This is a genomic window from Marinibactrum halimedae, assembly GCF_021234875.1.
Classification (GTDB): Bacteria; Pseudomonadota; Gammaproteobacteria; order Pseudomonadales; family Cellvibrionaceae; genus Marinibactrum; species Marinibactrum halimedae.
The window spans coordinates 11,790-30,579 of record NZ_JAJQVM010000046.1 but is presented as its reverse complement, the minus strand read 5'-3'; the positions used below and the strand labels follow the sequence as shown (position 1 = coordinate 30,579).

Here is an 18,790-nt window from a genome sequence, read left to right as displayed (position 1 = left end):
CGTGTCTTACGCACCTCAAGCGAACTTGGCGGAATACCACACTGACCCAAGCTTTAACGAGACGTTCCACATGATCGACGAATTATCACAACCGGCAATGATGGACATGCCTGGCTTATTCGACACCCTGTGGGGCTACAAGCGCAGCGAAAACACCACCGCCGGAGCAACTGAAGCGGCTGTTGACAGCATCAACGCTACACCCATGAATGTATTAACCAGCGCTTTTTAAGTAGGGCAACACCAAGTAAGGCAAAGTCAGTAAGAAGTGAGTGAGAAGTAGTAAGAAGTGAGTAATTTTCCCCGCCTTTATGGCGCAATGCTGTTCACTTAAGTATTTGAGTATAAAGTTGGCTTAATAGAAAATCCGAAGTTAGAAATGACTTCGGATTTTTTTATGCCTTTCCAGCACGATTTATTAGACCTCAGGGACCTCTTTAACTTCTCTAACCTAAGTTCGTTTACTCACAACATTCCAGTCAAATGGGTTGAATCAGCCCTGAGGTTATCGGAGTCTGCAACGATAAGAAGACGACGACTGCCGTCAGATCAAGTGCTGTGGCTGGTGCTTGGTATGGCCATTTTCCGAGAGGAGCCAGTTCATGAAGTCGCACGCCGATTGAATATCTGCACAAAGAGTCTTGCTTCAGACAGCTTACTCGCGCGCAGTGGTATCAGCCATGCCCGCCAGCGTTTAGGTTCGGAGCCGGTCGAGTGGCTTTTTCGTGAGACCGGTGGGCACTGGAGACACGAGCGTTATCCTGAAGATGAGTGGAACGGATTACAGGTGTTTGCAATGGATGGGGCGCTATTCCGTACTCACGACACACCAGAATTGAGAGAGCACTTCGGCTCTGGGAATACGTCAACAAAACGTCAAACCCCATTTCCTATGCTGAGACTGGTTGCACTGATGAACGTGCGCTCTCACATAATAGTCGATGCACAGGTAAGCCCTTATCGGAGAGGTGAAATTCCGCTAGCAGAAACCTTTATTAACCATATACCCAGCCGTTTCATCACGCTGTTAGATAAAGGTTTTTGGAGCGCTAATTTACTGAGTCTGATTCATCAGGGCGATGATCGACACTGGCTTATTCCAGAGAAAAAAGGCCTTATCCAAAAAGTTATCGATACCTATGATGAAGGCGATGAGCTTGTGGAAATGAAAGTGTCGCCCCAAGCAAGAAAACAGCATCCCTACCTAGGTGAAACGTGGCAAGCTCGTCGTGTAACGTATAAAACGAAGACTGGACATAAGACCATCCTCACCTCGTTACCGGCAACTGAATACAACGCAGAAGCTATCGCACTTCTTTATAAGGAGCGTTGGGAAATCGAACTAGGTTTTCGTGATATAAAAAGCTCCATGCAGGGCAACGCGATCACGTTGCGAAGTAAAAAGGTAGATCTTGTCTATCAAGAATTGTGGGGGCTATTGCTCAGTTACAACGTCATCAGGCGCGAAGCGGCTATGGCAGCCATTCAATTTGATCGATCACCCTCAGATATACGTTTTAAGGCGGTATGTGATTATATCGCCGTCCAATTAATCGTCATGGCGGCATCCAATCCACTATCTGGAACAGGTCGACGGTTGTCGGAGTTAAGATCAGGGATAGGGAGTTTATTTTTGGAAAGGCGTTCGAGGCCAACCACGCCTCGAACGGTGAAGATATCAAAAACCCGATATCCGGCTCCGCTTAAGTGAACAGCATTACTATTTTTATCGCGGCTTTTTTGTGTAAAAAATACATCTTCTTTTCGTCTTAATCCAAGTTTTCATATTAGGCTGCGTTTGTATGTCGATGTTCTACACTTGGAAAATAGTCATGTGGTTTAGGGGAATTTAATGGCGACAGGTGGTGCGCGTAGTTGGGTAGAGCGTTTGAGTCAGGTTGAGATGCCTGCTTTGGCGACCGTTGTGAAAGAGCTAAATGATCTTACGGGTGATGATGATTCCAGCGTTAATCATTTGGCTGAGGTGATACTGAGGGACTCTAATTTGACCTCTCAAGTATTAAAAATATCGAATAGTGTTCAATACAACCCTACCAGTATCAAGGTAAACACCGTCAGTCGAGCGATTGTTTTGATCGGTTTTGATGGGGTGAGGGCCATTTGCATTTCGCTCATGCTGATTGAAACCTTGCTTGCCAGTGACACCCGCAATCGTTTGTTGCAATGCATGGCCGATGCGTTTCATGCCGCTTCTCAGGCAAGAACGATGCTTTCAGGTGGTCGTGCGCATGATATAGAACAGGCATTTATTGCGACATTATTGTTTCATTTAGGTGAAATGGCCTTTTGGGCCTCTTCCAGCCCCGAAGCAGAAGAACTGGATCGTCTTCTTAGGGAAAGTAATTTGACCTTGAAAGAGGCCAGTACAGAAGTATTGGGCGCGAGTTTTTTACAAATTACTCGAGGCCTGGCCGAGTTATGGAAATTAGGCGATACCCTGAAAGATGCCTTAGCGGGCCGTAATACCAGTGCTTGTGTTGTAGCCGTGCGTTTAGCGGATCAGCTATCCAGAGCGTCGAAAAATGGCTGGGATAGTACTGAAGCGAGAGGGGTTATGGCGCGTATTGCAGAGTTTACAAAACAACCTGTGCGGGAAGTCATTGTGAATTGCCGGGATACTGCCGATGAGGCAGTGGCATTAGCTGTTAGCTTCGGGGCTGCGAAAGTATGCCACTTGATTCCTTCTGGACGTGAAAAAGAAGGTTCTGTTTCGGATCGATCATCGAAGAAGATCGTCTTGGATTCAGACCCTAAATTGCAACTGAATATTCTTCGTGAGTTATCCAGCTCAGTTAGTGAGCTGGATGTAAATACGGCTTTTCAAATGGTACTCGAAGGGCTTCATCGAGGAGTTGGGCTTGAGCGAGTCATGGTGTGTTTTATCCAGAAGGATTTACTGTTTGCCCGCTATGTATTAGGTGAAGGCACGTCCCAATGGAGAGAGAAGATACGTATCAATTTGAATTCAGAGCAAGGCACACTGTTTCATTATGCTATTTCCCGGCGACACCCTATTTGGCTGGGGGAATCGGGGCGGGTTGAAAATTTAGAGTTGTACACGGATGTGTTGAGATCGGTGATTGGTTGTTATCCTTCATTTATGTCGGTAGTGAGATTGGGCTCAAGAGATGTGGCCGTATTTTATGCTGATCGTTGGGACAGAGGCGGCAAGTTAGACTCTGAGCAATTTGATAACTTTACTCACTTTATTCAACAGCTGAACTCGACATTAAAATTGTTGGCAGGCAAAACGAAAGGTTAGTTGATACAAAGTTAGTTTCCACAAAGCTAGCTTCCACAAAGTCAGTTGCCACAGAGAGCAAGGCCAGTCTGTGGTAAAGGTTGTTGTGTGATAAGGGTTGTGGAGTATTATTGCTCCAGAGTGTTGTTATTACCTCATAATGGGGCGGGTTGCAGCAGTGAAGTGTTCAAAGCTGCTGAGAATTCAAAGGAGCGGTTAAATCTAAGAACCGCTGATTTGAAGGCCATTACAGAGATGTACTGGTGATATCTACGAAAAGAGTTAAAGATTGCCCTGGGTGAATATAGCTGGCTTTTTTCAATTCGTTCCAACGAACAATATCGGTAATCGTTAAGTTGAACTTATTGGCGATTCTGGAGAGGGAATCGCCAGACCGTACTTTGTAAGCAACTTTTTTAACCGTGTTATTACGATTGTTGTCCCCTTCTCGGTGAGTATAGGCTTTTGCTCGTTTCCAAATGACCAAGTCAGAATTGACGGAAAGTGGATCGGTAGTGGCCATGCCGTTCCATTTGGCCAAGCTTCTTACATTGACGTTGTGAAGGCGTGAAATTTTCCACAAGCTATCACCAGGGCGAACGGTGTGATTAATCTTAACTAACCCTGACTTTTGGCTTTTGCCACTTTTCTTCCTTTTTAAACGTTCCGGGGCACTTAAAGCATAATGATCTGATGATTGACTTGCCATGGGTATCATCATGGTCTGACCGACTCGAATCATGTCATTTTTCAAGTTATTGGCCTGTTTGAGTGTGGCCACATTGGTTTTGAATTTCTTGGCGATTCGAGAGAGTGAATCGCCAGATTGGATTTTGTATCGGTTCCAAGTCACTCGCTCTTCTGGATCAATTGAGGCCAGATTGTTTTCAAATGTATTGGCTTGCAACAAAGGGACAAGTAATTCGTGGGGGCCGGAAGGGTCGGTGGCCCAACGGTTAAATCCAGGGTTTAGTCGATAAAGCTCATCCATATCGATTTCCGCCAACTCGGCTGCTTGGGCTAGATCAATTTGAGAATCCACTTTCACTGAGGCGAAATAAGGCCGATCTGGAATGGGTTCAAGCTTGAGCTTATATTGTTCCGAGTGTTCAATCATATGAGCCAATGCGATGAGTTGTGGCACATAAGCGGCGGTTTCTTTGGGAAGGCGAAGAGACCAATAATCGGTGGGCTTTTTCGCGGCTTTATTCCGGCGGATCGACTTTAAGACATTACCTTGGCCCGAGTTATAGGCGGCGAGGGCAAGCATCCAATCCCCATCGAACATATTATTCAAGTAAGAAAGGTATTCGATGGCGGCACGGGTAGATTGCACAACATCGCGGCGTCCATCGTACCACCAGTTTTGTTTTAGTCCGTATGCTTTACCGGTGGCCGGTACAAATTGCCACATACCTGCCGCACGTCCATGAGAGTAGGCAAAAGGGTCAAATGCACTTTCTACAACCGGTAACAGGGCAAGTTCTAAGGGTAATCCGGCTTTTTCAAGCTCTTCGACAATGTAATACATATACGGGCGAGCTCTTTCTGATACCCGTTGCATGTATAGAGGGTTCTTTTTGTACCACTTAATATATTGTGCTACTCGCGCATTGTTTTGTTCGGGGAGTGAAAACCCTGCTCGAATTCGATCCCAAATGATGACATCTTCGATGGCATCCAAGTGTTCCACCGGTTCAGCAGCTAATGTGGAATGGGGAATACTTGGTGTGATGATATCGAAGGGATTGGTTGAATGCTGTTCTTTGGCGACTGATGGCCTGGGTGAACTGGATGACTCTTTTAATAAGGGGTGTTTACAGGCGCTAACAGAAACCAAAAGGCTCATGGTGATGGCATGTTTTAGTGTTGGTGTCGATCGCATAAGACTTACTTCTTTCAATTCTTTGACGGCATTGATATCAAGTGCCAAGGTTTTTAGGGGGTTTTCAACACTTTGTAGTGGTGTTTAAAGCCCCTTGGCTCTTTGACCCTTGTTTATTTTCCTTGTGGAATTAGCCGTCCTGGCGATCGCCTTTGACTCTTCCCGCTAAGGTATGAGGGGGAGTCGAACAGCGAGGGCGCTTCCCATCGGCATCTATCAGTGGCCGATGGATTTATTGTTTTATTGGTTTTAGAAGGGCTTTCGCCTACTGCAGAATTTCAAGGCTTCTCACTGACCAAAGAACGCTGTTGCATGACATAGTTCAAGACATAGTTCAAAAGTAAATATTAAGAAAACATGAAATTCGAAATTCGGAGTTTATGAGTCTGGGCGCCATCGGTCAAATTTAGGCGCCGCTTACGCAATTAGACGTGCTTCTCAGAAATTGTCTTTCCAGGACCGTATTTCGGAAAATATGGTATCGGCACTTTTAATCTGTGTGCCAGATCGCATCGAAACTAAAGAAATGATGGAAGGGCTATCCCAGCGTAGAAAAGGATTAATGCGCTTTTCTAGTTGGATTGTTGTGGGCAAAGAGGGCTGCCCTTGCTCCCTGCGTTGTTTCACATAGGCTTGATGCTGTGTGATGGTAGGGTTATCTGGTTCTGCGGCGCGGGCAAAATCAAGGTTGGCCGTCGTATACTCATGGGTACAAAATACCAAGGTTGATTCTGGGAGGTTGCGCAGTTTTTGGAGAGAACGGCGCATTTGGGAGGCGGTGCCTTCGAATAACCGACCACATCCAGCGGAAAATAAAGTATCGCCACAAAACAAAACGGGCCGGGTTTCATCTTGTGTGAATTGAGTTGGCACTTGATTCTCTGCTTGGCACCGTAATCCTGGCGTAAAGTACGCAATATGATCCAGTGTATGACCTGGAACAGTTATAACATCTAGAGTCAGTGCCTCGCTCAATGTGGCTCTATCGCCGTCTTCTAGTTGATGAGTAATGCCTTTTATCGAGGGGTTACTTGGCCCGAACACGGGGATCTTTCCAAAATATGCCACTAATTTTGAGATCCCGCCGGTGTGATCAAAATGGTGATGGGTAATTAAAATGCCCGCAAGACCATTGAGTTGGTGTTCTTCAAAATAGTCAATCACTGCTTCAGCCGAGCCGGGATCGACCACCCAACGCTGGGTATTTTGTTTATCTTCAATCAACCATATGTAGTTATCGGAAAAGGCGGGAATTGGGGAGATATGGAAAAGGCTATCGGTTGTCATGATGTGATGTCCTAGTTTGTCTTGTCTTGATTTTTTGTATCCTGATTGTGGTGGTGCCTTAGGTTTATGTGGTGAGTGTGGGTATTTTAACAAGGTTGATGTTGCGAAATTCGTGATTTTCAAAGGTGGTGCGTATAATCCTTACGGGTACAGGGTGTGAAGTAGAGAATATTGAGTTTGACAGGTCTATCTGCTTGAGGAGGAGGCTTGTTTATGTCGTCAAAGATGGATAGTGCAATACAACAAAGTTCCACGCAGCGACTAATGCAATGGTGGTCAGACCAGTTTGGCGCCATCGATTTAGTTAAGACCGTGCCAGATGTGGAGCGATGGTTTGAGAGCCCGCTTGGTCAACAGCTCTTGCAGGCGGAGCAACAGGTCATTGATGAGTCGTTAAACTGCTTATTCGGGTACCACCTTTTACAGTTGAGTGTGCACCGACAGGCGCGATTATTTGGCGCCAGTATGATTAACCATTGTTTTGGTTTGCATCCTATGGATGCCAGTTCAACCAATAATGCCATCATTCATTCGCAATCGAGTTTCGAGCGCTTACCGTTTGCTAATGACACAGTGGATGTCGCTGTGTTGCACCATGTCTTAGATTTCGCCATAGAGCCTCATAAATTGTTGCGGGAAGTCTCCCGGGTGGTCATTCCTCATGGGTATGTCTTGATTGTGGGCTTTAACCCGGTCAGCTTGCTTGGTGTTGGGCGACAATTGAGCAATTTAGTGTCTCGTAAGCCTCTCTATAGGGCCAATACGATTAGATTGAGACGATTGATGGATTGGCTCAGATTGCTGGATTTTGAACCGGTCAAAACTCAGAGAGGACTCTTTGTTCCGCCTATTAATCACAAATCCAGTTTGCAAAAGTTACAATGGGTTGAGGCACTGGCTAAAAAAATATATTGGCCTTTGGGTGGGTTTTATGCAGTCGTTGCTCGAAAACACGTGGGAGCAGTTACCCCGATTAAACCCAGTTGGACATCCATCAATCCATTACAGGTGATTCCTGGCAAAGTAGCGTCCCGAGTGCCCGAAGCCTGTCGAGAAGCAGTGGGACAACGACCTTCACTTTATTTGGTGGATGATTATCGAGTCGATAATCTTGGTTCTGAAGGTGCTAGTCAGCCGACAAAGCTTAAAGAGTGAGTTCAGAGTGTGGCATCTGGTGGTGGTTATGACTCACAATAAGCCAAAATTGATAAAAAGTTGGGAAGGGTATTTTTGAAAACCGTTGAAATCTTTACGGACGGCGCTTGCAAGGGCAACCCCGGTCCGGGTGGTTGGGGGGCGTTGCTGCGTTACGGCGATGTCGAAAAGCGATTGTGTGGTGGCGAGGCGAACACCACGAACAATCGAATGGAGTTACAAGCTGCCATTGAGGCCTTAGCCGCACTGACTCGCCCTTGCGAAGTGATTTTAACCACGGATTCTCAGTATGTGCGCCAAGGGGTGACTCAGTGGATGCACAACTGGAAGAAAAATGGCTGGAGGACATCGGCGAAAAAACCCGTCAAAAATGATGATCTCTGGAAAGCGTTGGACGCTGAAGCGGCAAAGCATTCCATTCAATGGAAGTGGGTGAAAGGCCACAGTGGCCATCGGGAAAACGAAATTGCTGATGAATTAGCAAACCAAGGCATCGCTACCCTTTAGTTGCTGCTGGGTTAATCAATCCGAATTTTGAGTGAGTCTTTTTTAAGTTTATGCGACAAATTGTGTTAGATACCGAAACGACCGGTATTGACCCGAAACAGGGTCATCGAATTATTGAGATTGGCTGTGTCGAGCTGGTTGAACGAAAGTTGACCGGTAATCATTATCATCAATATATCAACCCTCAGCGTGTGGTCGAAGATGAAGCCATCGCGGTGCACGGTATTACCAATGAGTACTTGGAAGATAAGCCGGTTTTTAGTGCGATCGCTCAGGATTTTTTGGCGTTTGTGAAAGGCGCACAACTGGTTATTCACAATGCGCCATTTGATGTGGGTTTTATTGATCATGAATTTGGTTTGTTAAATGCCGGCTTGGGTAAGATTACAGACTACTGTTCTGTGGTTGACTCCCTGACGCTAGCGCGACAGAAACATCCGGGCCAGAAGAACAATCTGGATGCTTTGTGTAAGCGTTATTTTGTCGATAACTCCCAGCGAGAATTGCACGGCGCGTTACTTGATGCGGAGATTCTCGCAGACGTTTACCTGTTAATGACGGGTGGGCAGACGTCGTTAGGATTAGGCAGTGGGTCTCAGGAGATGTCTGGTGGAGCAGCAGCGGGAACGGAGATCATTCGTTTGGCGCAAGGTCGTCCACCATTACCCGTGATGAAAGCCTCACAGGAGGAGTTGCAGGCCCACGAAGAAAAGTTGGCGGCCATTGATAAGGCCAGTGAAGGGGTGGTTTGGCGAGCGCTCGAATCGCAATAGCGGTGCCCTCCTTATTACCAAAACATCATCAAAAAAGCCCAAGTTGGATGAGTTCAGCTTGGGCTTTTTTGATTCATCGTTGTGAAGGGGCTTCGATAACGAATGCGCTAAGGGTGACTGGCAACCGGTTTGTGTTTAACGACTGTGTGCAACACCACATCGTATTCAAAGTACACGGAAAAGTCGTCGTATTCCCATGTGGTGATGGGGGGGCTGCCCACCGGGCCACTGATTTGTTTGGCCGTACCAAATTGTTGTTCTACATCGACCTTTTTCATGCCCAATCGTGGGGTCAGTACACTGCCTTTTCCTTGCTGGCCAATGGGAACCACAATCTTTTCGGCCATTGCTTTCTGAGTAAATAAAGCGAAAGTCATCAGGCAAAGTAGCACGGAAATGGCCACTAATACTTTATCGATAAGTTGGCGGCTCAGTGGGGAAGTCTGTGTCATAGGAATGGCTTTGATTTTTTGCGAGGTGTGGGTGCGTCTTTTAGAGCGCTTACTACAGGGTTTGGCGTCGTCGATATAAAGAGTCATTGGCAAACTGAGTTCCTATTCAATCTTATTTCTCGTCAATAAATTACCCATTAAGAATGTTGCCACACGCTTAAGCTGTCAATGTTTTCGGGGTGATTAGTGAAGATGAATCTCGCTTTGGAAAATTCTGTTTTAGCCCTTTTTTAGATAGCCATGGCTGGTTTAGAGAGTCATGGCTGGCGTTCTGCCCACATGCCCTCGGTTTGGTCGGTCTTTTTTCGTCGTTGTTCCCGCTCTGCTTGCATCATGTGTCGACTGATGATGTGTTGCTGATGTTCATCGATATTGATAAATTGCCCTCCGATTTCAAAGGACTGAGCCAGGATTTGTTCGCAGCGAGTGACCTTGGCAAAACAGCAGATGGAACGGTATTCGGGCAGCAATGTGAAGCGCAGAGCCAGTAATGTGCCCATGGCCAGAGGTTTTTCTCTGGAAAAAGCCAAGCCTGTGGGAGAAAGATTGACGGTGGTGGTTTGTTGTTGATCCGCGCTATTGGATAAGCAAGCCTGCACCAATACATCTAACTGTTTTTGCACGATCATGGCGTATTCGCCAAGCTCTGGGTGGTCATCACTTAACGCTTTCACACGCTTCAAGGCTTGCTGTTGTAGCTCTCGATATTCTTGGGTCAGCTGGATATTGGCCGAATCCAGAAAGTAATCGTGTGGGTTGGCGTTGATGGATTCATTGTCTGTTAGAACTTGGTCTGTTAGAACTTGGTCTGCCAACACTTTCACATCGACAATGGCTTTGGTTTCAATACGGTAAGACTGTCGTCGATTATCATTAATCGGATTGTCTTGAATAACATCGTCACTCATCATCACTACTCAGGATGGTTTTTGGGGCAAACAACGAAATACACTTTATTAATACACACGATTAAATACAAACTACAGCACGTCTCTTGGCGTGGTTTCTTTAAACATAGCAGCCCAACCGGGCACCACGACTGAGATCTTATGTCGCTTTTCTCTTCTGTTCCTGCCTTTATCGGTTTGCGTTATACCCGTGCCAAGCGCCGTAATCAATTTATCTCTTTTGTGAGCTTGTTTTCCTTTCTTGGAATGGGATTAGGTGTATTCGCATTGATTGTGGTGTTGTCGGTGATGAATGGTTTTGACCGTGAAATCAAGGAGCGCGTTTTGAGTGTGGTGCCCCACGGATTTATCACTTACCCAGAAGGCGTGAAAGATTGGCAATCCTTGCAAGTCCAGGCACTGACCGTTCCGGGCATTGAAGGAGCTTCACCTTATATACAAGGGTATGGCTTGCTTAGCTATGGCTATGGTATTCAAGGGGTGGAAGTGCAGGGGGTTGACCCAGACTTTGAGGCCCAAACGTCCAGGGTTTCAGACAGCATGTTAGTGGGCAAGTTAGAGCATTTGGCCCCAGGCGAATACGGGGTGGTGATTGGCCGTTTATTGGCCCGTTACCTGGGCGTGAATATCGGAGATTCTCTGACGCTGACTTTACCCCAGGTGAGCATTACGCCGGCAGGGGTGTTTCCACGTCAAAAACGGGTGAAATTAATAGGGGTGTTTGAAGTCGGTGCCCAAGTGGATCAAAACCTGGCGTTGGTGCACGTGCAAGACGCCGCTAAGCTCTTTCGTAAGAGTGGTAAAGTCGATGGTGTGCGAGTTCGCACCGACAATATCTATACCGCCGGAGCCACGTTGGAGGCCGCGAAGGCTCTCATAAACCCCTTTTCTCCAGATCACACTGAAGGTACTGGAGGTGCCTTGCAGGTTAAGGATTGGAGCCAAACACAGGGTGGCCTTTTTCAAGCGGTGAAGATGGAAAAAGTCATTATTGGCTCGCTGCTGATGATTATTGTAGCCGTTGCCGCATTCAATATTATTACCAGCTTGGTGTTGATGGTGGCGGATAAGCGCGCCGATATTGCCGTTCTGAGAACACTGGGGATGACGCCAAAGCAGATAATGGCCATTTTTGTTGTACAAGGCACCGCAGTGGGGGTGTTTGGTATTGTGTGCGGGGCCGTTTCAGGCAGTTTGATTGCTGCGTATTTAAGTGATTTGATGCAATGGTTTGAGTCGGTGACCGGTGTGCAATTGTTTGACCCTACCGTGTTTTTCGTGGCTCATTTACCCAGTGTCTTGCAATGGCAAGACGTCGTCGTCGTTTGTACTACCGGTATTGCATTAAGCCTGTTAGCCACCTTGTACCCCGCCTACCGAGCGGCGCAAATCCAACCGGCTGAGGCGCTGAGGTATGAGTAGCTCACCTATGGGCTGTCTTTATTTTTAAACGCCGTGTTTTTTAATATCACATCGTACTGATAGAAAACAGTCATCTAGAAAACCGTCACTGTAAGAGGAAAACCATGGAGCAGCAGGAATCTGTGCCCGCTCACCAAGTCGTTCATGCAGACGAACCAGAAATGTCCGTTCTCGCCTGCCAAGACTTATCGAAAGTCTATCGCCAAGGCCCGCAGGAGGTTACCGTACTCTCCAATGTAAACATGACGATTGCCCGAGGCGAGCGTGTGGCTATTGTTGGTGCTTCAGGTGCCGGTAAATCCACCTTATTGAATTTGCTTGGTGGGTTAGATTTGCCCTCCCAAGGTCGTGTTTGGCTCAATGGTGAATGCTTCTCTGAGATGAGCGAGCGCCAACGTGGTGTATTGCGAAATCAGCAGTTGGGATTTGTCTATCAGTTTCATCATCTACTGGCTGAATTTACGGCGTTAGAAAACGTGATGATGCCGCTGTTGATCGCACGCTTACCGAAGCAAGATGCCATAAAGCGTGCTGAAAAACTCTTAGCCCAAGTGGGGTTAGGCGCACGTTTGTCCCATAAGCCTTCGGAATTATCTGGTGGGGAGCGTCAACGGGTTGCCATTGCTCGTGCTTTAGTGGCCAACCCGGCGTGTGTCTTGATGGATGAGCCGACGGGTAATTTAGATCGCCATACCGCTGAGTCGGTTCAAGCATTGATGGTTCAGCTGAATCAAGAGTTGGGCACCAGCTTTGTGATTGTCACCCACGATGAGGCAATGGCAGCAACGATGGATCGGTGTTTACGACTGGCCGATGGCGGTTTGCATGACATTTAATCGCCCCTCTTCTAACAAAGCTTCTAACCACGAGGCTAAAAACGTTTTAAAAAGCGTTTCTAAAAACATAGACCCAACCGAATCGTCTACACAAATCTCTGAAAAGAACAGCCCCTTCGGATGGTACGTGGGTCTGCGATTTGCGGGGGCGAAAAGCAGCAACAAGCTTGTGAACTTTATTTCGGCCATCTCCATTTTTGGATTGGTATTGGGGGTGGCATTGCTGGTGGTGGTGGTGTCGATCATGAATGGGTTTGATCGAGAGCTACGTGAACGTATTCTGTCCGTCATGCCACAAGTGTCGGTGTATCACCGTGAAGGGGTTGAAGATTGGCCTACTGCCTATCAGCAGATGCTGGATCTTCGGGCGGCGAAATCGGCTCAGGCCATTGCCCCTTTTGTGCATTTAGAAGGCATGATTTCCATCAATAACGAAGCCAAACCGGCATTGGTGTATGGCGTTGACCCAGAATTAGAGCCGGCGGTTTCTGGGGTAGACCGTTATTTGTCTGAGGGAGCGCTGGCCTCATTGGCAGGTCAACCCCATGCCATTATTTTGGGTTCCGGGCTGGCCAATTCATTAGATTTAGAGGTGGGTGATGGGCTGACCTTGGTGGTGCCAAAACCCAACCGAGCCGGGAAGGCACCGGGCGTGCGTCGGTTGAAACTTATTGAAATCCTGCACACCGGCACAGAGTTAGACCATTCTTTTGGGGTGATGCACATTGATTCAGCATCGGACTTATCTGCTTTCCCTGGAAAGGTTTCCGGCTTTCGTTGGCGTATTCAAGATTTGTTTTCAGCGCCTGAATTGTCGTTCGAGATTATGTCCGAGTTGCCTTATGGCTATTACACCAGCGATTGGACGCGCACGCATGGCAATCTTCACCACGCGATTCAAATGTCCACCAGCCTCGTCAACCTATTGTTGGTGCTTATTATCGGCATTGCGGTCTTTAACATCGTCTCAACGTTGGTGATGGCGGTGGTCGATAAGCACAGTGATATCGCCATTTTGCGTACATTGGGTGCGGGCCGACGTGACATTATGGCCATTTTTATGGTGCAAGGCGGTTTGATCGGCATTGTCGGGACGGCCGTTGGTTTGGTTGTGGGCATTCTCTTAACCTTTGGCGCACAACCTTTGTTGGAGTTGGTTGAAAACGTCATTGGCACCAAAATACTGCGCTCTGATGTGTATCCGGTGAGTTATTTGCCGACGGATATTCGCCTTAGCGACCTACTGTTTATTGCGTTTGTCTCCATCACATTAAGCATATTGGCCTCTTTGTATCCCGCATGGCGTGCTAGCCGGGTTCAACCCGCCGAAGCATTACGATTAGATATCTGATGGTCATTTTTCTTTATTGATAGAACTGAGAGTTCGATGGCAACGGTAGAAATTTCTCCTCAGAGTGAACATGCCATAGCGCAATTTTTAGAAACCCAGTGGGTTGAGAAATCCCTCAGCGATAACACTCTGGCGGCCTATCGTCGTGATTTAGTGTCATTAGCTCGATGGTCGGAATCTCAACCATCGAACAACGATTTGCTGGCCGTGGATGAATCTGCCTTGAAGGGACATCTGGCTTTTCGGCTAGCAAACGGTAAATCGGCTCGATCCACCGCTCGCTTTTTGTCCTGTATTCGAGGTTTTTATCGGTATTGTTTGAGAGAGGGGTGGTTAGTGTCTGACCCGTCAGAAAATATCGACTTACCTCAATTGGCGCAAAAGCTGCCCACCTTGCTCAGTGAAACGGATGTGGAAAACTTATTGTCGGCACCGGATGTAGAAGATCCAATTGGTTTGCGTGACAAAACCATGCTTGAGTTGCTGTACGCGACGGGTTTACGTGTGACGGAGTTGGTTTCCCTTACCACTGATCAGGTGAATTTGCGTCAAGGTGTTGTTAAAGTGATGGGCAAGGGTTCGAAAGAACGGCTGGTTCCTGTGGGGATGGAAGCTATCCATTGGTTGAGCCATTACGTTCATGTGGCAAGAGGTGCGTTACTGCATCAGAAGCAAAGCATCGTTTTGTTTCCCAGTAATCGTGGCGTCGAAATGACCCGGCAAACGTTCTGGCACCGAGTAAAGCATTGGGCTCAGGTAGCCGGAATAGAAAAAAGTCTATCGCCTCACACTTTACGCCATGCTTTTGCAACACATTTATTGAACCATGGTGCTGATTTGCGTGTCGTACAGATGCTGCTTGGCCACAGTGATTTATCAACAACCCAAATCTACACCCATGTGGCAAAACAGCGAATGAAAGACTTGCATAAGGAACATCATCCGCGTGGTTAAGTCTTCAATTTTAAGCTCAACCACATTTTAACAAGGTGAAGTGAGGAACCATTTTAGGCTTTTCGCTTCCAATAACAGTAACGATTGGCAAGTTCAAGATAACGAAAAGGGGATTGGTTTGAAATTCAATCAAAAACGCGCTTGGTTCAAGCGCACGGTGATCGCGGCATCCATCGGTGTATTGGGCTCAGGTGTCGTTTCATTGTCGGCAATGGCTGGTGATGTTAAAGACTCTGTCACAAAAACCATTACGGACAAACTGGGCAAAGCGCGTCCAGAATTGAAAGTCTCAGACATCAGCTCAAGCCCCATTGATGGCTTGTACAAAGTCAGTGTAGACGGTGGCCCGATTCTTTTTGTCAGTGAAGATGGCGAATACATGATCGCCTCAGACATGTACCAAATTATTGCTGGCGGCTTCGTTAATCTTCAAGAGCAAGAGCGTCAAGAGAAGCGCAAAGAAGTGGTCGCTAAGCTCGATCCGAAAGACATGATTGTTTTCGACCCGAAAGGCGAAATCAAAGGTGTTGTTAACGTCTTTACCGATGTTGACTGTGGTTACTGTCAGAAGCTTCACCGTGAAGTGCCAGAATTAAATGAATTGGGCATTTCCGTTCGTTACTTGGCTTATCCTCGTGCTGGATTGAAATCGAACTCTTACACCAAAATTGCTTCAGCTTGGTGTGCGAGCGACAAGCAAGAGGCCATGACAAAGCTGAAGAATCGTCAAGAGATCGACGTCAACGTGTGTGAAGACAACCCTGTTGCTGATCACTTTGCTTTAGGTGGTGAGTTGGGTGTACGTGGTACTCCAGCGTTGTTACTCGCTGACGGGACTTTACTGCCGGGCTATTTGCCTGCTAAAGAGCTAGCATCGCGTATGGGCATTGAAGTCACTGACAAAGACAAAGTGGCGGATAAAAAATAAGTTTTTAAGCTGTTCTTGATTAAAAAAACCGAAGCAAATTGCTTCGGTTTTTTTATGGAAATTGAAATACCCTATACATCGCTAAGGAAAGTAGTGGAAGCAAAGAGTGAGTATGGGTGGTTAGTGTATTGTGTCACTTAATCACCACTGTTATGGTCGCCCCCATTGTTCATTGGGGGTGTTATGGAAAGTGCAGTGAGTGTCGATAAGGCTATTTTCAAAACGGGCGTGGTGATTGGTTGGGTGTGGCCCGAGCCGACCTCTTCCGCAGCAGGTAGTCATGTCTTATCGATATTGGACGTGTTAAAGGAAAGTTGTGAGGAGCTGTGGTTTGTCTCCAGCGCTCAACCCGGTGAGCGAGCAGCGGATTTATCTTCCCTTGGAATTCATAGTCGCACGATTACACTCAATTGCAGTAGCTTTGACGATTTTCTTCTTGACGTAAAGCCAGATGTGGTGATGTTTGACCGCTTTATGATGGAAGAACAATATGGCTGGCGTGTTCAAAAAAACTGCCCGGATGCCTTACGAATTTTGGATACCGAAGACCTTCAGTGTTTGCGTGGTGCTAGGCAGTCTGCCTACAAACAACAGCGTGATGTAAGACCGGAAGATTATCGATCAGATCTAGTGTTAAGGGAGTTGGCGTCCATTTACCGCAGTGACCTTTCGTTGATGATATCCGAAGCGGAAATACGTTTTTTACACACTGAGTTTCAAGTCCCTGATTATTTACTTCATTATTTTCCTCTTTTAGTAAGCGATGATCGATTACAGCAAGTGCAAACGACTCTAACGCCTTTTGAGGCGCGATCTGGGTTTTGTTGTATCGGCAATTTTCGCCATGCACCCAACTGGGATAGCGTGTTGTGGTTGCGAGAGTTGTGGCCGGAAATTCGCCGTTGTCTGCCTACAGCCGAATTAAGTGTCTATGGCGCTTATCTTCCTCCAAAAGCGAAAGCATTGGATAACGCCAAAATTGGCTTTCATGTGAAAGGGTGGGTGCCCGATGCTTACGCGGCTGTATCTCAAGCCCGTGTGTGCTTGGCCCCTTTGCGTTTTGGTGCGGGGTTAAAAGGCAAAATGATTGACGCCATGTGTGCTGGTACACCGATTGTCACAACGACGATTGGGGCAGAAGGTTTTCTTGCTGAAGGTGAGTTCGATTGGCCTGGTGTGGTGGTGGACGACCCCAGCGGCCTGGTGGATGCCGCCGTTGCACTCTATCAACAGCCAGAGCGTTGGAAAGTGGCCCAACAGTGTGGTGTGAATTTGCTGAGTGAGCGCTTTCAGGAAGGGTGGCATCAACAAGCACTTCAACAGGCCATACGCGAGGCTGAGCAGGAAAAGAGGCGGCGGCGTTTGAAAAACATCGTTGGCGCGATGCTTCGACATCATCATCAAGCCAGTACCCAGTATTTATCTCAGTGGATCGAAGCCAAAACGCGGCTAGAGGCACAACAAGCTTCCTCGAATTGACAGCCCCAGAGTGCCCCAGTATGGTGGCTTCCGCTCTCGTTGTTTTATCTGTTTGCCCCATATTTGGCACTTCCATTTAAAACTGACACTCCAAACTAAAATAAAGAGCAATGAGCAGAGCGGAAAGACTCTGCTATCTACATAAATACGCGTGATAACACTTTTGATAAAGGAGCAACCTTTGAAACCCGTCAAAGTTGGCTTATGTGGTTTAGGAACGGTCGGTAGTGGTACCGTGAATGTCATGACTCGTAATGCGCAGGAAATTGCCGCGCGTGCGGGGTGCGATATTGTCATTGAGCACATTGGTGCCCGTCGTGATAACCCAGTCTGTAGTACCGGCGATATTCGTGTCAGCCGAGATATTTTTGAAGTCGTGCAAGACCCATCCATCGACATTGTTGTGGAGTTAATTGGTGGTACGACCACGGCGAAAGAATTGGTACTGGCCGCGATTCGCAATGGCAAGCATGTCGTTACTGCCAACAAAGCCTTAATTGCTGAATTTGGTAATGAAGTTTTTCAGGAAGCCCACGCGAAAGGGGTTTCTGTTGCCTTTGAAGCCGCCGTTGCCGGTGGTATTCCTATTATTAAAGCCATCCGAGAAGGCTTGGCTGGCAACCGCATTGAATGGTTGGCAGGCATTATTAACGGCACTGGCAACTTTATTCTGAGCGAGATGCGCGATCGTGGTCGTGACTTTGCCGACGCCTTAAAGGACGCCCAAAATCTCGGCTACGCCGAAGCAGACCCGACCTTTGATGTTGAAGGTATTGATGCCGCCCATAAATTAGTCATCTTGGCTTCGATGGCCTTTGGTATGCCGTTGCAGTTCGAAAAAGTCTTTACTGAGGGTATCAGCCGAGTCAGTGCGGCAGATGTCGCTTATGCTGATGAGCTGGGGTATCGGATTAAGCATTTGGGTATTGCTCGTCAAACCGCCAAAGGCGTTGAGCTACGCGTGCACCCGACTTTAGTGCCCTATAAGCGCTTATTGGCTAACGTCGATGGCGTCATGAACGCAGTGTTAGTGAAATCCGATGCGGTTGGGCCAACGTTGTATTACGGTGCTGGCGCTGGTGCTGAAGCCACGGCTTCTGCGGTGGTGGCGGACGTGGTCGACCTGGCTCGAACCCTAACCGTTGAAGCCAAACAGCGTGTTCCTCATTTAGGGGTGCAAGCCGACAATCTCAGCGAACTACCGGTTCTTCCCATTGATGAGGTGGAAACCGCTTATTATGTGCGTATGTCGGCTTTAGATAAGCCCGGTGTACTATCCACCATTACTCAAATTCTGAGTGAAGCCGGAGTGAGCATTGAAGCCTTAATTCAAAAAGAGCAGCCGGAAGATCAGGATATGGTGCCGATTATTCTGGTGACCAATCGAAGTGTAGAAAAAAACCTCATGGCGGCCATTGAACGTATTCAGGCGTTACCTACCGTGGCTGGGGAAGTGGTGCATATTCGTTTGGAAACTCTGGGTTAAGGCTCTCTCAGTTAAGGGCCATCCATAAAGGTTTTTTCTTAAAGGCTTAAGTAGATATTTTCGGCAAGCTCATGTTCGATTCGATGTGGGCTTCACTATGAAATA

At 47.3% G+C, this 18,790-nt stretch carries 17 protein-coding genes; 13 read left to right on the top strand and 4 right to left on the bottom strand.

Features of this window, described 5'->3' with window-relative positions; translation table 11 throughout:
• From LU351_RS18905 to LU351_RS18895, 3 genes are all read left to right on the top strand, one after another.
• Positions 1 to 232, top strand: a 232-nt coding sequence (locus LU351_RS18905; protein ID WP_232593427.1) for a hypothetical protein, incomplete at its 5' end; no start/stop codon positions are given.
• Positions 233 to 397: 165 nt separating this feature from the next.
• Positions 398 to 1,711 (top strand): IS4 family transposase, encoded by a 1,314-nt coding sequence (locus LU351_RS18900; protein WP_232595664.1) that lies wholly within the window; start codon positions 398 to 400, stop codon positions 1,709 to 1,711.
• Between the two features lie 141 nt (positions 1,712 to 1,852).
• The gene (locus LU351_RS18895) at positions 1,853 to 3,283 is read left to right on the top strand and encodes an HDOD domain-containing protein (protein WP_232595662.1); all 1,431 of its coding nucleotides are present in this window, start codon (positions 1,853 to 1,855) and stop codon (positions 3,281 to 3,283) included.
• A 226-nt stretch (positions 3,284 to 3,509) separates the two neighbouring features.
• Here the strand turns inward: LU351_RS18895 and LU351_RS18890 are convergent, their stop codons facing one another.
• Positions 3,510 to 5,147 carry a lytic transglycosylase gene (locus LU351_RS18890; RefSeq protein ID WP_232595661.1) on the bottom strand — a complete coding sequence of 546 codons (1,638 nt, stop codon included), beginning with the start codon at positions 5,145 to 5,147 and terminating at the stop codon, positions 3,510 to 3,512.
• A 438-nt stretch (positions 5,148 to 5,585) separates the two neighbouring features.
• Positions 5,586 to 6,434: a hydroxyacylglutathione hydrolase gene (gloB, locus tag LU351_RS18885; RefSeq protein ID WP_232595660.1), complete on the bottom strand. Its 849-nt coding sequence runs from the start codon at positions 6,432 to 6,434 to the stop codon at positions 5,586 to 5,588.
• A 213-nt stretch (positions 6,435 to 6,647) separates the two neighbouring features.
• Here gloB and LU351_RS18880 point away from each other — a divergent pair, with 213 nt between their 5' ends.
• From LU351_RS18880 to dnaQ, 3 genes are all read left to right on the top strand, one after another.
• Positions 6,648 to 7,589 carry a class I SAM-dependent methyltransferase gene (locus LU351_RS18880; RefSeq protein WP_232595659.1) on the top strand — a complete coding sequence of 314 codons (942 nt, stop codon included), beginning with the start codon at positions 6,648 to 6,650 and terminating at the stop codon, positions 7,587 to 7,589.
• A 75-nt stretch (positions 7,590 to 7,664) separates the two neighbouring features.
• A complete protein-coding gene (gene rnhA / locus LU351_RS18875; protein WP_232595658.1) occupies positions 7,665 to 8,096 on the top strand; it encodes a ribonuclease HI in 432 nt (143 codons plus the stop codon).
• Between the two features lie 50 nt (positions 8,097 to 8,146).
• Positions 8,147 to 8,869, top strand: coding sequence for a DNA polymerase III subunit epsilon (gene dnaQ / locus LU351_RS18870; RefSeq protein ID WP_232595657.1), 723 nt, complete (start codon positions 8,147 to 8,149; stop codon positions 8,867 to 8,869).
• A 107-nt stretch (positions 8,870 to 8,976) separates the two neighbouring features.
• Here the strand turns inward: dnaQ and LU351_RS18865 are convergent, their stop codons facing one another.
• Both LU351_RS18865 and LU351_RS18860 read right to left on the bottom strand, forming a co-directional pair.
• Positions 8,977 to 9,408, bottom strand: coding sequence for a hypothetical protein (locus LU351_RS18865; protein WP_232595656.1), 432 nt, complete (start codon positions 9,406 to 9,408; stop codon positions 8,977 to 8,979).
• Positions 9,409 to 9,578: 170 nt separating this feature from the next.
• Positions 9,579 to 10,232, bottom strand: a complete 654-nt coding sequence (locus tag LU351_RS18860; RefSeq protein WP_232595655.1) for a PilZ domain-containing protein — start codon at positions 10,230 to 10,232, stop codon at positions 9,579 to 9,581.
• 138 nt (positions 10,233 to 10,370) lie between these two features.
• Here LU351_RS18860 and LU351_RS18855 point away from each other — a divergent pair, with 138 nt between their 5' ends.
• The 7 genes from LU351_RS18855 to LU351_RS18825 all read left to right on the top strand — a co-directional run bounded on the left by LU351_RS18855 (position 10,371) and on the right by LU351_RS18825 (position 18,685).
• Entirely contained in the window at positions 10,371 to 11,651 is a 1,281-nt protein-coding gene (locus LU351_RS18855) for a lipoprotein-releasing ABC transporter permease subunit (protein ID WP_232595654.1), read from the top strand.
• Between the two features lie 161 nt (positions 11,652 to 11,812).
• Positions 11,813 to 12,487, top strand: a complete 675-nt coding sequence (gene lolD, locus LU351_RS18850) for a lipoprotein-releasing ABC transporter ATP-binding protein LolD (RefSeq protein WP_232595663.1) — start codon at positions 11,813 to 11,815, stop codon at positions 12,485 to 12,487.
• On the top strand, positions 12,477 to 13,838 hold the full coding sequence (locus LU351_RS18845; RefSeq protein WP_232595653.1) for a lipoprotein-releasing ABC transporter permease subunit: 1,362 nt from the start codon (positions 12,477 to 12,479) through the stop codon (positions 13,836 to 13,838). The genes lolD and LU351_RS18845 overlap by 11 nt, the downstream gene beginning before the upstream one ends.
• A gap of 36 nt (positions 13,839 to 13,874) precedes the next feature.
• Positions 13,875 to 14,792: a site-specific tyrosine recombinase XerD gene (gene xerD, locus LU351_RS18840; protein WP_232595652.1), complete on the top strand. Its 918-nt coding sequence runs from the start codon at positions 13,875 to 13,877 to the stop codon at positions 14,790 to 14,792.
• A 118-nt stretch (positions 14,793 to 14,910) separates the two neighbouring features.
• Positions 14,911 to 15,720 carry a DsbC family protein gene (locus LU351_RS18835; RefSeq protein ID WP_232595651.1) on the top strand — a complete coding sequence of 270 codons (810 nt, stop codon included), beginning with the start codon at positions 14,911 to 14,913 and terminating at the stop codon, positions 15,718 to 15,720.
• Positions 15,721 to 15,903: 183 nt separating this feature from the next.
• Entirely contained in the window at positions 15,904 to 17,199 is a 1,296-nt protein-coding gene (locus LU351_RS18830) for a glycosyltransferase family 4 protein (RefSeq protein WP_232595650.1), read from the top strand.
• Between the two features lie 181 nt (positions 17,200 to 17,380).
• A complete protein-coding gene (locus LU351_RS18825; RefSeq protein ID WP_232595649.1) occupies positions 17,381 to 18,685 on the top strand; it encodes a homoserine dehydrogenase in 1,305 nt (434 codons plus the stop codon).
• Positions 18,686 to 18,790: the final 105 nt, after the last annotated feature.

Excerpts from the sequence above, each read along its gene's own strand:
- LU351_RS18900 (WP_232595664.1), top strand. The coding sequence starts at position 398 with ATGCCTTTCCAGCACGATTTATTAGACCTCAGGGACCTCTTTAACTTC.
- LU351_RS18855 (WP_232595654.1), top strand. The coding sequence starts at position 10,371 with ATGTCGCTTTTCTCTTCTGTTCCTGCCTTTATCGGTTTGCGTTATACC.
- LU351_RS18880 (WP_232595659.1), top strand. The coding sequence starts at position 6,648 with ATGTCGTCAAAGATGGATAGTGCAATACAACAAAGTTCCACGCAGCGA.
- gloB (WP_232595660.1), bottom strand. The coding sequence starts at position 6,434 with ATGACAACCGATAGCCTTTTCCATATCTCCCCAATTCCCGCCTTTTCC.
- lolD (WP_232595663.1), top strand. The coding sequence starts at position 11,813 with ATGTCCGTTCTCGCCTGCCAAGACTTATCGAAAGTCTATCGCCAAGGC.
- xerD (WP_232595652.1), top strand. The coding sequence starts at position 13,875 with ATGGCAACGGTAGAAATTTCTCCTCAGAGTGAACATGCCATAGCGCAA.
- LU351_RS18830 (WP_232595650.1), top strand. The coding sequence starts at position 15,904 with ATGGAAAGTGCAGTGAGTGTCGATAAGGCTATTTTCAAAACGGGCGTG.
- LU351_RS18895 (WP_232595662.1), top strand. The coding sequence starts at position 1,853 with ATGGCGACAGGTGGTGCGCGTAGTTGGGTAGAGCGTTTGAGTCAGGTT.
- LU351_RS18865 (WP_232595656.1), bottom strand. The coding sequence starts at position 9,408 with ATGACTCTTTATATCGACGACGCCAAACCCTGTAGTAAGCGCTCTAAA.
- LU351_RS18860 (WP_232595655.1), bottom strand. The coding sequence starts at position 10,232 with ATGATGAGTGACGATGTTATTCAAGACAATCCGATTAATGATAATCGA.
- LU351_RS18845 (WP_232595653.1), top strand. The coding sequence starts at position 12,477 with ATGACATTTAATCGCCCCTCTTCTAACAAAGCTTCTAACCACGAGGCT.
- LU351_RS18890 (WP_232595661.1), bottom strand. The coding sequence starts at position 5,147 with ATGCGATCGACACCAACACTAAAACATGCCATCACCATGAGCCTTTTG.
- dnaQ (WP_232595657.1), top strand. The coding sequence starts at position 8,147 with ATGCGACAAATTGTGTTAGATACCGAAACGACCGGTATTGACCCGAAA.